This window comes from Paenibacillus cookii, assembly GCF_018333375.1.
Taxonomy (GTDB): domain Bacteria; phylum Bacillota; class Bacilli; order Paenibacillales; family Paenibacillaceae; genus Paenibacillus_AQ; species Paenibacillus_AQ cookii.
In genome coordinates this window covers 435093-448271 of the sequence record NZ_BORW01000001.1, presented here as the reverse complement: position 1 = coordinate 448271, position 13179 = coordinate 435093, and the positions used below count along the sequence as shown (strand labels likewise).

Sequence of the window (13179 nt, the reverse complement as noted above, 5' to 3'; positions counted from 1 at the left end):
AAGAGAGTTCAGGAGGACGACACAATGAGAAATGGATTTCGACTGTGGAATATCCGCAAATGGAGAACGAAGATGCTGCATATGCTGTCGATGGGGCGGACGTTTTTGCTGCTGATGCTCGGGTCGTTTCTATTTTTTGTCATGCTGGGGCTGGGCGGGATGGCGGAAAACAAATTGAACACCTCCCCCGTTTCGTCCATGAAAGGTTTTGCGGGATCGCTGTCCAGCGGGTTTTTTATGGACATGCTGGGGATGGAGGTGCCGCATCTGGATAAGGAAAAGGGAACGTCGGCGTTTTCGGGCGAAAAAATGACCACCTTCGTGTTTCAAATGCTGACGAGCGTGAATCCCCGCGATCCGAAAAGCCTGCTGGCCAAGGAAATGCCGGGCATGGGGACGACCGATCCGGTGCTGCTGAGAAGCGCCTCCGGCAACCAGAACTTAGACCCGCCCGAAGATTTCCATCTGCCGCCCGAACCCGAAACGGAGGGCAAAAGCGAGCAGCCGTCCAAAGCAGAGGAACCCAAAGAGGCGGAGAAGCCGCCGGCGAAAGAGCCCGAGCCCGGCGCCAAAAAAGAGCCCGGAAATCCGGGAGCGGCCAAGCAGGAGCCGAAAGGGCAGGACAAAGCGCAGACGCCGCCCGCCGCAAACGCAGGCAAAAAGGTCGTGATGATCTACCACTCGCACCCGAGAGAGGCGTATAACCCGCTGCTGGGCAAAACCAGCGACAACCCGAGCTCCACGTCGCCCGACAAAAACGTCATGCTGGTCGGGAAATACGTGGCCGACAAGCTGGATAAGATGGGGGTAGGGGCGATCCATTCGCAGAAGGATTATATGTCGGCCGTTGATAATTACAATTATAACTATTCATATAAATATTCCCGTCAAACGGTTAAAGAGGCCATGGCGCAAAACAGCGGGCTTGCCTACTTGATCGACATCCACCGGGATTCCCAAAAACACGGGAAAACGACAACGTCCATTCATGGAAAAAATTATGCCCAGGTGTTTTTCATCATCGGCCACGCCAACAAAAACTGGCGGAAAAACGAGGCGTTCGCCAATGCCATCCACGAGCGTTTGGAGAAATCGTATCCGGGAATATCGCGCGGAGTTTGGGGCAAAACTTCATCTCAAGGCAACGGCGAATATAACCAATCCCTGTCGGAGCACAGCATTTTGATCGAAGTCGGCGGCATCGACAGCACCGAGGAAGAATTGAAGAGAACCGCGGACGTCCTGGCGCAAATGATCGCCGAAGTGTATTTCAAGGAACAGAAAGCGGAGAAAGCCAGCGCCGACAAGTCGGGTTCCGCGCAAAAAGCAGGGTCCGGCAGTTAATCCAAAGCGAAGACGGAAATGGATGGAAGGAGAGACCGGTCATGTCGAAATGGGCGAAAAGAATTTGGATGGTGGGCGTTTGGGCCGGCATCGGCGTGCTGGTCGGCATGCAGCTCGCAAGCTCCGGCGGGCCCGCCCCCGACTCCGGGAAAAACCCGGCATACGCAAGCACCCAAGCCGCGGCGGCGGGCAATGGACAAGCCCCTGCGCCCAAAAGCTCGAACCGTTTCAAGGTCGAGGAAAAAGAGCCCGAGCAGGTCGAAGCGAAGGAAGACGGCCCGCAAACGCCGGAGCAAATTCTGTCGCCGGAGACGGGCAAACCGACGGTGGACGTTCTGGCGGACAAAACGGCCGGGCTGCTGCAAAATCTATCGCAAAAAGGCATCCGGCTGGTCGTCTCCGTCTTCGATTCCATCACCGAGTAATTCCGGCCCGCCAGTGGGATTGCCCGCCTTTATTTCAACTGCTATAATGAATTGATTGACACATCAGGCTGTTTTGGGGGTAGGGCATGACAGACGTACAAGCAAGGCAAAAAAATATTCGGAATTTCTGCATCATTGCACATATAGACCACGGCAAATCGACGCTCGCCGACCGGATTTTGGAGTACACCGGCGCGCTGACGTCCCGTGAAATGCAGGATCAGGTGCTCGATCAGATGGATTTGGAACGCGAACGCGGCATTACGATCAAGCTGCAGGCCGTACATCTTACATACAAGGCGGATGACGGCCAGGAATATTTGCTCAATTTGATCGACACGCCGGGACACGTCGATTTTACCTATGAAGTGTCGCGAAGCCTCGCCGCATGCGAAGGCGCGCTGCTCGTCGTGGACGCCGCGCAGGGAATCGAAGCCCAGACGCTGGCCAACGTGTATTTGGCTTTGGACAACAATTTGGAGATCATTCCGGTCATCAACAAAATCGACCTGCCGAGCGCCGATCCGGACCGCGTCAAGCAGGAAATCGAAGACGTCATCGGCCTCGACGCCAGCGAAGCCGTGCTTGCTTCGGCCAAGGCGGGAATCGGGATCAAGGAAATTTTGGAGCAGATCGTCAAGCAGGTTCCGCCGCCGTCCGGCGAAGCGGATGAGCCGCTGAAGGCCCTCATTTTCGACTCGCATTACGACCCGTACAAAGGCGTCATCGTTTATGTCCGCGTCGTCAACGGCAGCATTAAAGCCGGCTCCAAAATCAAAATGATGGCGACGAACAAAACGTTCGAGGTCATCGAAGTCGGGGCGTTCAAGCCGCGGATGACGATCGTGGACGAACTCAAGGTCGGCGACGTCGGCTTCATCGTGGCCGGCATCAAGCATGTCGGGGATACCCGGGTCGGCGATACCGTCACGGACGCGAAAAACCCGACGCCGGAGCCGCTGCCGGGCTACCGCAAAATCAATCCGATGGTGTACTGCGGTTTGTACCCGATCGAAACGTCGGAATACAACGATTTGCGCGAAGCGCTGGAGAAGCTCCAGCTGAACGACGCGTCGCTCAGCTTCGAGCCGGAAACCTCGAGCGCCCTCGGCTTCGGCTTCCGCTGCGGATTCCTCGGACTCCTTCATATGGAGATCATCCAGGAGCGCATCGAGCGGGAGTTCAACATTCCGCTCATCACGACGGCGCCGAGCGTTATTTACCGCGTTACGCTGACGAACGGCGACGTCATCGAGATCGACAACCCGTCGAACTATCCGGAAATCGGCAAAATCGATTCGGTGGAAGAGCCTTACGTCAAAGCGGCGATCATCGTGCCGAACGATTACGTCGGTACGGTCATGGAGCTGTGCCAGGGCAAACGCGGCGAATTCGTGAACATGGAGTACCTGGATACGACCCGGGTCACGATCACGTACGAAATCCCGCTGTCGGAAATCGTATACGATTTCTTCGACCAGCTGAAATCCGGAACCAAAGGGTACGCCTCGTTCGACTATGAAATGTCGGGGTACCGGAAATCCAATCTCGTGAAAATGGACATTTTGCTGAACGGCGAGCAGGTGGACGCTTTGTCGTTTATCGTGCACCGCGACCGGGCTTACCAGCGCGGGCGGGTCATTTGCGAAAAGCTGCGCGAGCTGATTCCGCGCCAAATGTTCGAGGTGCCGATCCAGGCCTCCGTCGGAACGAAGGTCGTGGCCCGCGAAACCGTCAAAGCGATGCGCAAAAACGTCCTTGCCAAATGTTACGGCGGCGACATTTCGCGGAAGCGGAAGCTGCTGGAGAAACAAAAGGAAGGCAAAAAACGCATGAAGCAGGTCGGCTCCGTCGAAGTGCCGCAGGAAGCGTTCATGGCCGTCCTGAAAATCGACGACAACTAAGTTCAATGTGACGGAAGAGCCGCTGGAGCGGCTTTTCCCATGATTATAGGGCGTATTCGTTTTCATTCCCGAAAAAGGATGCGCCGGTTTCGGAGCTTTAGCCCTACGGGGTTGGGGCTTTTTTAAAATGTACAGAACAAGGAGGGAATTGAACCATGACAGCATTACAGCCGCAAACGGCGAGCGACCGATCCCAAGGAACACCGAAACCGCAGGCGGTCTATCTTCACATTCCCTTTTGCACGAACAAGTGCTTTTATTGCGATTTCAATTCCTACGTGCTGAAAAATCAGCCGGTCATGGAATATTTGCAGGGGCTTGAACGCGAAATGGAACGGACGGTCAAGGAGGTTCCGCCGGGCGTCATCCGGTCCGTTTTCGTCGGCGGCGGCACGCCGACCGTGCTGAAGCCGGACGAGATGGCCTACTTCCTGAAGACGGTCCGCACCTATTTTCCGGATTGGGCCGAAGACATCGAGTTTTCGATGGAGGCAAACCCGGGTACGACGGACCTCGAAAAGCTGTCGGTCATGCGCGAAGGCGGCGTCAACCGCGTCAGCTTCGGCGTGCAATCGTTCCAGAACGAGCTGCTTCAGGGCATCGGGCGCATCCATGATACGGACGACGTGTACCAAAGCCTCGAAAACGCCCGCAAAGCCGGCTTCGAAAACCTGTCGATCGACCTGATGTTCGGCCTGCCGAACCAGACGGTGGACATGCTTGCCGAAAGCGTGGAGAAAGCGCTGGCGCTCGACCTGCCGCATTATTCCATTTACAGCCTGAAGGTCGAGGAAAACACGCTTTTCCATACGATGTACAAAAAAAACCAGCTGCCGCTCCCAAGCGAAGACGAAGAGCTGAAAATGTACCTTCTATTAATGGAGCGGATGAAAAAAGCCGGCTACGTGCAATATGAGATCAGCAATTTTGCCAAACCCGGTTATCACAGCCGCCACAACATGGCGTATTGGCTGAACGAAGATTATTACGGGCTTGGGGCGGGGGCCCACGGCTATGTCGGGCGCCGGCGCCACATGAACATTAAAGGCGTCAACCCGTATACGGAAGCGACGAAGGAAGGGCTGCCGCGGCTGGAGTCGTTCGAGGTTTCCCGCGAGGAAGCGATGGAGGATTTCATGATGGTCGGCCTGCGCGTGCTGAGCGGGGTGTCGAACCGCCATTTCGAGGAGCAGTTCGGAGTCCGGATCGAAGACGTGTTTGCGGAGCCGCTGCATAAAATGCTGGATGCGGGTCTGCTCGAACCGACGGATGCGGGATACCGCCTCAGCGAAAAGGGGCTCTTGTTCGGAAACGACGTATTCGGCGAATTTATCGGGTATTTGACGGTCGAAGAATAGGCTTGCGCTTCTATACGCGATGTTGTATATTTATTCATATTATAAAACAGCGACGCGTAGAGGATGCGCAAAAGTCCCCGGGCCCTAGCCTGCTTTGCTCCATCCTCGAATAGGAGGAGAAGTAGGATGCCGGCTGTAGTGACGTGCAGGGTTGCGGTCCCGAAGGATATCGAGCCGCTTTTTCAGATGATCGATGGATATGCGAAAAAAGGGATTATGCTGCCCCGGTCCCGCAAGGTGCTGGAGAAGCAGCTCGACCAGTTCGTCGTGGCGGAAGTGGACGGCACCGTCATCGGCTGCGGCTCGTTATGCCGCCTCGGAAACGACTTGGTCGAAATCCGGTCCTTGGGGATCATGGACGGGTACAAGGGACTCGGCATCGGTTCGATGCTCGTAAACAAGCTGACCGAGGAAGCCAGACGGCAGGGCATTCCGAAAATCATGGCGTTGACGTACGAGGTATCCTTTTTCGTGAAAAACGGCTTTTCGGTCGTGGAGAAGGAGATCTTTCCGGAAAAGGTGTGGACCGACTGCGTGAACTGCAGCAAGCAGTCCTGCTGCGACGAGATCGCCGTGCTGAAGATGCTGGATTAATACCGTTTATGGAGATCAAACGTGGACCGCTTTCAAGCAAACCCGGTGTTCAGGGTTGCGAGGAAGCGGTTTTGTTTCAGGTGCGGGACTTGACCGTGAAGAATGGAGACCAGGGCGCCTTAAACCGCCAATCGTGACGCAAGCACAGAATCCCCCGCACATGCCGAACCGACTTGACAATGCTCAGGTCAGTTTGGTATTTTTGTAGTAGTGGTTAGCACTCGTTAGAGTCGAGTGCTAACGATGCAAAATGAACGACCAAAGGGAGGGGAAGACATGCTAACCGAACGCCAAAGATTAATCCTGAATGCCATCGTGGACGATTACATCCGTTCTGCGGAACCTGTCGGCTCGCGCAGCATATCGAAACGGGGAGATGTCGGCTTTAGTCCTGCGACCATACGGAACGAAATGGCTGATTTGGAGGAGCTTGGTTTTTTGGAGCAGCCACATACATCGGCCGGGCGCATCCCTTCTCATAAAGGTTATCGATATTACGTGGACCACCTTGATCCGACGTACCAGAATTTTTCCGCCGAGCTGCGCACGCTGCGCGCTTTTTTCGCGGAAAAGCTGAACGCCACGGAGCAGGTGATCCAGCATGCGGCCATGATTCTTTCCAATATCACCAACTACACTTCCATCCTGCTTGGGCCGGAAGTTTTTCATACGTCATTGCGTCATTTTCAGCTGCTTTCCTTAAACGAAACGACCGCAGTGGCGATTATCGTGACCAGCACGGGCCAGGTCGAAAGCAAAACGGTGTCCGTGCCGCCAGGCGTTTCCGTTTCGGAGATGGAAAAAGTGGTGAACCTGCTGAACAGCAAACTGGTGAACGTTCCGCTCTACAAGCTGAAAACGAGGCTCTATCGCGAGCTCGGCCAGGAAATGCAGCGTCATTTGACCAATTTCGAAGAGATCATGAGCATCCTGGACAACATATTCGTCGAAGAAGAGTCCGACCAGCGCGTGTATTTGAGCGGCGCGACGAATATGCTTACGCAGCCCGAGTTCAAAGACGTCGAGAAAGTGAAGGATATTTTGGATCTTCTTGAAGAGACGCCGACGCTGACGAAAATGATGGCTTCGATGCAGGGGGCGGCCGGGGTTCAGGTGCGGATCGGCACCGAAAACGACCACGAGGCGTTTGCCAACTGCAGCCTGATCACGGCGACTTATTCGCTGGACGGGGAAGCGCTTGGAACGATCGGCATTTTGGGCCCTACGCGGATGGAATACGCCAAGGTGATGAGCCTGCTCGGCATTTTGTCCAAGGATCTGACCGCGATGCTGTCGAAGCTGAATAAATAAGGGAGGCTGGAAGACGGATGAGTCAAGGTCAGCAGCCGGTGCGTGAAGGCGAGGAACGTTACGCTTCGCTGCTTAACAACAGCAACGCCGTTCGCGCCGTCACCTCGGCGGTCGAAGGAACCCTCGGACCCAAAGGGCTTGACGTCATGCTGGTGGGAGACCGCGGGGAAGTGATCATTACCAACGACGGGGTAACCATCCTCGATAAAATGGACGTCAGCCATCCTGCGGCCAGGCTCCTGATCCAGGTGGCCCGGTCGCAGCAGCAAAAAGTCGGAGACGGCACGACGACGGCCACCGTCCTGGCCGGAGCGCTCGTTCAGGAAGGCGTCGCCCAAATCGTCAAAGGGGTGCCTGCATCCAAAGTCGTGGCCGGCATGCAGCAGGGCGTCCGCATGGCGGCCGATTCCCTCCGGAGCAGGGCGAGGGAGATCGGCGACCTGGACGATCCTTTGCTCGCCAAAGCCGTCTATGTTGCCGGCAGGGAACGGGAGGAGATCGTCTCGCTTGTCATGGAAGCAGCCGGGATCGTCGGGCTGCGCAAGCTGAGAGATCCTTCCTATTCCCTCGCCGAGGCGGTTACGGCCCACGAAAAAGGCAATAATGAAGTATTTGAAGGACTTCTGCTGAGACAGGCGCCTTTGTATCCGCATGATGCCCCGGATCTTTCCGATACCCGCATCCTTATTTTGCACGATGCGCTCGAGCCGGAAACGTTGGATGAGGAAGTGTTGACGACCGAGGCCGGTTTTGCCCGCTATATGGAGCTGCGGGAACGATTTGCCCGCGATTTGCATGTGCTGGCGGAACTTGGCGTTGGCCTGATTTTGCTTGAAAAGGGAATACATCCGGATGCCGAGCAGTTCTGCATGGACCACGGCATCATGGTGGTTCCCCGGGTAAGCCGGAAGGACCTGGCCCGCGTCAGCCTGATGACGGGAGCCGTGCCGCTGCGGCGGACGGCTTTACATAAGGAGCCGGAGTCGTTGTCAAGACAGCTCGGCTTTACTCCGCAGGCGCGTTACGACGAACAGCTGGAGCGCGTACGGATCCGCAGCGGCGGACAGAAGGAAGACCCTGTCGTCACGCTGATCGTCGGGGCCAGCACGGCCGAGGTCGTCGGCGAAGCGGCCCGGATTGCCGCGGATGCGGCCTCCGCGCTGCAGGCGGCCATCTCCGGCGGGATTCTTCCCGGCGGCGGGACCGCGGAGCTTGCCGTTTCCTACGAGCTGGAGCGCCGACGCGAGGCGGTGAAGGGGATGGAAGCCTACGGCATTGCCGCCGTGGCCGCCGCCCTGCGCAAGCCTATGGCTCAAATTCTATTGAACGCCGGCTACAATCCGCTCGAAAAAATGGAAGAGGCCCGTGCCGCGCAGCTGGCTGAACATTGCGACGGCATGGGCATCGATTGCGATACCGGGCTTGTCATCCATTACGAGGATCAAGGCATCGTCGATCCCGCGCTCGTTAAAATCCATGGACTGCTGACGGCCGGCGAAGTCGCGGCGGCCGTGCTGCGCATTCATAACGTCATCAAGATGAGAGGCAGCCGAAATGAATGAACGTCGCTAAAGAGTCGCTAAAGAAAAGTAAGTTCGACGCCAAAAAAGATAGAGCATATTAAGGAGGTGAAGACATCTTGAAAGAAAACCAGCAATTTCAAGAAAACGAAAACGAATTGAATGAAAACCAAAACATCGAGGAAGCGGCCGAACAAGAAAAAGCGGCTGCCGAGGCGGGCACAGATGCTTCTTCTGCGGAAGAGGAACATGCGGGAGCGGTTGACCCGGCGCAGCTTCAAAGCGAGGTACAGCGTCTTCAATCGCTTGCCGACGAATATCAGCAGCGCGCACTGCGGACCCAAGCGGATTTTGACAACTTCCGCAAACGGACCTTGAAGGAAAAAGAGGATTTTGCTAAATACGCTTCCTCCAAGCTGATTACGGAACTGCTGCCGATCATCGACAATTTTGACCGGGCGATTTCCGCTGCCGGCGACAATGCCGAGATCGAATCTTTCGCCAAGGGCGTGGGCATGATTTTCCGCCAGCTCGAAGGCGTGCTGAAGGCTGAAGGCCTTGAAGCGATGGATTCGGTAGGAAAGCCGTTTAACCCCGAATTCCATCAAGCGATCATGCAGGTGGAAAGCGAAGAATACGAAGAAGGCATCGTCGTTGAGGAAGTCCAAAAGGGCTACATGCTAAAAGATAGAGTGCTGCGACCGGCCATGGTCAAAGTCAGCATGTAATTCGGCGGCTTTTGAATATAAAGCGTCTGATTCATAAATGAAGGAGGATATTTTCTCATGAGTAAAGTTATCGGTATTGACCTTGGAACAACCAACTCCTGCGTAGCCGTGATGGAAGGCGGCGAAGCAGTCGTAATCCCGAACCCGGAAGGCGCGCGCACGACCCCTTCGGTCGTCGGTTTCAAAAAAGACGGCGAGCGCATCGTCGGCGAAACGGCAAAACGCCAGGCCATTACGAACCCTGACCGTACCATCATCTCCATCAAACGCCATATGGGCTCCAACCACAAGGAAGTCATCGACGGCAAAGAATATACGCCGCAAGAAATTTCGGCGATGATTTTGCAGAAGCTGAAATCCGATGCCGAAGCCTATCTGGGACAGCCGGTGACCCAAGCGGTCATTACGGTTCCTGCATACTTTAACGACAGCCAGCGCCAAGCAACGAAAGACGCGGGCAAAATCGCGGGCCTGGAAGTTCTCCGGATCGTCAACGAACCGACGGCGGCAGCGCTGGCCTACGGCCTCGAAAAATCGGAAGACCAAACGATCCTGGTTTATGACCTTGGCGGCGGTACGTTCGACGTATCCATCCTGGAACTGGGCGACGGCTTCTTCGAAGTAAAAGCGACCAGCGGCGACAACCACCTGGGCGGCGACGACTTCGACCAAGTCATCATCGATTACCTCGTCAACGAGTTCAAAAAAGAACAGGGCATCGACCTGAGCAAAGACAAAGCGGCCGTTCAGCGTCTGAAAGACGCGGCGGAAAAAGCGAAAAAAGAACTTTCCGGCGTACTGACCACGACGATCTCCCTGCCGTTCATCACGGTCGTCGACGGCGTTCCTCAGCACTTGGAAGTGAACCTGACCCGGGCCAAATTCGAAGAGATCTCCGCAGACCTCGTCGAACGTACGCTGGGTCCTACCCGTCAAGCGCTCAGCGATGCGGGCATGACTCCGAACGACATCGACAAAGTCGTGCTTGTCGGCGGCTCGACGCGTATTCCTGCCGTTCAGGAAGCGATCAAAAAACTGACGGGCAAAGAGCCTCATAAAGGCGTAAACCCTGACGAAGTCGTCGCGCTGGGCGCAGCGGTGCAAGCCGGCGTGCTGACGGGCGACGTCAAAGACGTCGTATTGCTGGACGTAACTCCGCTGTCCCTCGGTATCGAAACCGCAGGCGGCGTATTCACGAAAATGATCGAGCGCAACACGACGATCCCTACAAGCAAATCGCAGATTTTCTCTACGTACGCCGACAACCAGCCAAGCGTGGAAATCCATGTGCTGCAGGGCGAACGCCAAATGGCGGCCGGCAACAAAACGCTGGGACGCTTTATGCTTGGGGACATCCCTCCGGCACCTCGCGGCGTGCCGCAAATCGAAGTTACGTTCGACATCGACGCGAACGGGATCGTCAACGTGTCCGCTACGGATAAAGGCACGAACAAAACGCAAAAAATCACGATCACTTCTTCCAGCGGCCTCAGCGACGAGGAAGTGGAACGCATGATGAAAGACGCCGAGGCGCATGCCGAGGAAGACCGCAAACGCAAAGAATTGGTTGAAGCGAAAAACAACGCCGACCAGCTCGTATATTCCACCGAAAAAACGATCAAGGACCTCGGCGACAAAGTCGATGCGGCGGAAGTGGAAAAAGCGAACGCAGCCAAAGACAAAGTGAAAGCGGCGATCGAATCCGACGACCTCGAGCAAATCAAAAAAGCAACCGAAGAGTTGACCGAAATCGTGCAGCAGCTTTCCGTGAAGTTGTATGAGCAAGCGGCTCAGGCTCAGCAAGGCGCAGAAGGGGCTCAAGGCGGCCAGGAAGGCGCAGCTAAAAAGGACAACGTCGTCGACGCGGATTACGAGGTTGTTGACGAGGATAAAAAACAAGGTTAACCTTAAGAAAGTTATGTTCAGGAAGGGAAGGTCAAAGCCGGGGCATCCCAGGTGCTTCGGCTTTCCTTTTTCCATGAGCGGCATATTCCAGAGGACACAACGGGGGTGGAAGAGTGGCTGATAAGCGTGATTATTATGAGGTGCTTGGCGTCGGCAAAAACGCTTCGGAAGACGAAATCAAAAAAGCTTACCGCAAGCTGGCCCGCCAATATCACCCGGACGTCAACAAAGCGGCTGACGCCGAAGCCAAGTTCAAGGAAGTCAAGGAAGCTTATGACGTGCTCAGCGACAGCCAAAAACGCGCCACTTATGACCAGTACGGACATATCGATCCGAACCAGGGCATGGGCGGAGGATTCCAGGGAGCGGATTTTGGCGGCTTCGGCGACATTTTCGACATGTTTTTCGGCGGCGGCGGCCGTCGCGACCCGAATGCGCCGCAGCGGGGGAATGACCTTCAATATACGATGACCATCGAATTCAAGGAAGCGGTATTCGGCGTGGAAAAGGATATTACGATTCCGCGCACGGAAAACTGCGACACCTGCCACGGAACCGGCGCCAAGCCGGGCACGAAGCCGCAAACCTGTTCCGTGTGCCACGGCTCCGGCCAGCAGGAAGTGGTACAAAACACGCCGTTCGGGCGCATGGTGAACCGCCGCAGCTGTTCGAACTGTAACGGCACCGGCCAGATCATCAAGGATAAATGCTCGACTTGCGGCGGCAGCGGCAAAGTGAAAAAGCAGCGCAAAATTCATGTCAAAATTCCTGCCGGCGTGGACGACGGCGCCCAGCTCCGCATGACGGGCGAAGGCGAAGGCGGCCTGCGCGGCGGCCCTTCGGGCGACCTTTACATCGTCATTCGGGTCAAATCCCATGATTTCTTCGAACGCGAAGGGGACGACATCTACTGCGAAATTCCGCTGACCTTCGCCCAGGCCGCGCTTGGGGACGAGATCGAAATCCCGACGCTGACGGAAAAAGTGAAGCTGAAAATTCCTGCGGGCACCCAAACGGGAACTTATTTCCGTTTGCGGGGCAAAGGCGTTCCGCGCCTGCGCGGCATCGGGCAAGGCGACCAGCACGTGAAGGTCGTCGTCGTTACGCCAAGCAAGCTGAGCGATGAGCAGAAAGAGCTGCTTCGCCAGTTTGCCGCCCTTGACGGCGAGCAGACGCACGAGCATGAACAATCGTTTTTCGACCGCATGAAACGCGCTTTCCGCGGGGAATAATGGATATATACGCACGACGGGGAACCGGCCATTTGTTGGCCGGTTTTTTTCGTGTCCAAAGCCGGCTAGCCGCGCTTTCGTCGGAATCCGGCGCATATTCGGTCCGCATAAGGCAAAATCTAACCAAAGGCAGGAAAGCCTATGCAACAGCCAAGGAAGACATACGACAGGCAGGTGAGCGTTTTGAGCGAAAAAAATATTTTGGCTTATTTCAAAAGCCCGGAAGAAGCCGAAAGCGTGTCCCGGAAGCTGCAGTCGCTGCGCGTCGTGGACATGTCGATCGACCGCTTCAGCATGTACCCGGGGACCGACCCTTATGGGGACCGGAACCTTACCGGCATGGACAGCCTGAGCTCCGTGACGTTCGGGAACACGATCGGCGGCGATGCCGGGGTGCTGGCCGCCACGAACACGTCGGCCAGCGGCATGAGCGACGGGGGCCAGGGAGGTCCGACCGGACGGGATATTTTGCTGACCGTCGTGGTCGAGGAAGAATCCTTCGATAAAGCGATGAAAATTATCGAAGAAGCGGGCGGATTTGTGTAACTTTTCCTAAGGATGGCTGTCTTGAAGACACGTTTACCAATTCGAAAGAGGTGCGAAATAGTGGCAAGCCGTGATAAAAAGGGACGCATTATGACCAAAACGGAAAAAATCAAGGAACTGATGTCCATGAAAAACGAAGACGTCGAATTTTCCGGGGCGCTTGCCGACGCGGACGACGTGGAAGCGATCCGCCGCAGCGAAGCCGCCGACGAGCGCCAGCTGCGCAAGATGGATGACGGCTGGACCTCCCCCAAACCTTGATGCGGGAATCCGCCTCGATAACCGTGCACAAGCTGACAAAGCCTGGGCGCG

The 13179-nt window shown here is 56.0% G+C and carries 12 protein-coding genes; all 12 read left to right on the top strand.

Features of this window, described 5'->3' with window-relative positions; translation table 11 throughout:
• Positions 1 to 24: 24 nt before the first annotated feature.
• Positions 25 to 1344 (top strand): stage II sporulation protein P, encoded by a 1320-nt coding sequence (locus KI367_RS02245; RefSeq protein ID WP_212947255.1) that lies wholly within the window; start codon positions 25 to 27, stop codon positions 1342 to 1344.
• Positions 1345 to 1385: 41 nt separating this feature from the next.
• Positions 1386 to 1769 (top strand): hypothetical protein, encoded by a 384-nt coding sequence (locus KI367_RS02240; protein WP_212947253.1) that lies wholly within the window; start codon positions 1386 to 1388, stop codon positions 1767 to 1769.
• A gap of 86 nt (positions 1770 to 1855) precedes the next feature.
• Positions 1856 to 3673 (top strand): translation elongation factor 4, encoded by a 1818-nt coding sequence (gene lepA / locus KI367_RS02235; protein WP_212947251.1) that lies wholly within the window; start codon positions 1856 to 1858, stop codon positions 3671 to 3673.
• Between the two features lie 155 nt (positions 3674 to 3828).
• The gene (hemW, locus tag KI367_RS02230) at positions 3829 to 5031 is read left to right on the top strand and encodes a radical SAM family heme chaperone HemW (RefSeq protein WP_212947245.1); all 1203 of its coding nucleotides are present in this window, start codon (positions 3829 to 3831) and stop codon (positions 5029 to 5031) included.
• 126 nt (positions 5032 to 5157) lie between these two features.
• Positions 5158 to 5625, top strand: coding sequence for an N-acetyltransferase (locus tag KI367_RS02225; protein WP_212947244.1), 468 nt, complete (start codon positions 5158 to 5160; stop codon positions 5623 to 5625).
• Positions 5626 to 5901: 276 nt separating this feature from the next.
• Positions 5902 to 6936 (top strand): heat-inducible transcriptional repressor HrcA, encoded by a 1035-nt coding sequence (hrcA, locus tag KI367_RS02220; protein WP_036712360.1) that lies wholly within the window; start codon positions 5902 to 5904, stop codon positions 6934 to 6936.
• A 17-nt stretch (positions 6937 to 6953) separates the two neighbouring features.
• Positions 6954 to 8498: a TCP-1/cpn60 chaperonin family protein gene (locus KI367_RS02215; protein WP_212947243.1), complete on the top strand. Its 1545-nt coding sequence runs from the start codon at positions 6954 to 6956 to the stop codon at positions 8496 to 8498.
• 77 nt (positions 8499 to 8575) lie between these two features.
• Positions 8576 to 9184 carry a nucleotide exchange factor GrpE gene (grpE, locus tag KI367_RS02210; RefSeq protein WP_212947242.1) on the top strand — a complete coding sequence of 203 codons (609 nt, stop codon included), beginning with the start codon at positions 8576 to 8578 and terminating at the stop codon, positions 9182 to 9184.
• 57 nt (positions 9185 to 9241) lie between these two features.
• The gene (dnaK, locus tag KI367_RS02205; RefSeq protein ID WP_212947241.1) at positions 9242 to 11089 is read left to right on the top strand and encodes a molecular chaperone DnaK; all 1848 of its coding nucleotides are present in this window, start codon (positions 9242 to 9244) and stop codon (positions 11087 to 11089) included.
• 113 nt (positions 11090 to 11202) lie between these two features.
• Entirely contained in the window at positions 11203 to 12321 is a 1119-nt protein-coding gene (gene dnaJ, locus KI367_RS02200; RefSeq protein ID WP_212947240.1) for a molecular chaperone DnaJ, read from the top strand.
• A gap of 183 nt (positions 12322 to 12504) precedes the next feature.
• Complete coding sequence (locus tag KI367_RS02195) at positions 12505 to 12867, top strand: hypothetical protein (protein ID WP_212947238.1); 363 nt, start codon at positions 12505 to 12507, stop codon at positions 12865 to 12867.
• 90 nt (positions 12868 to 12957) lie between these two features.
• Positions 12958 to 13128 (top strand): YfhD family protein, encoded by a 171-nt coding sequence (locus KI367_RS02190; protein WP_246536537.1) that lies wholly within the window; start codon positions 12958 to 12960, stop codon positions 13126 to 13128.
• The last annotated feature ends 51 nt before the right edge of the window (positions 13129 to 13179 follow it).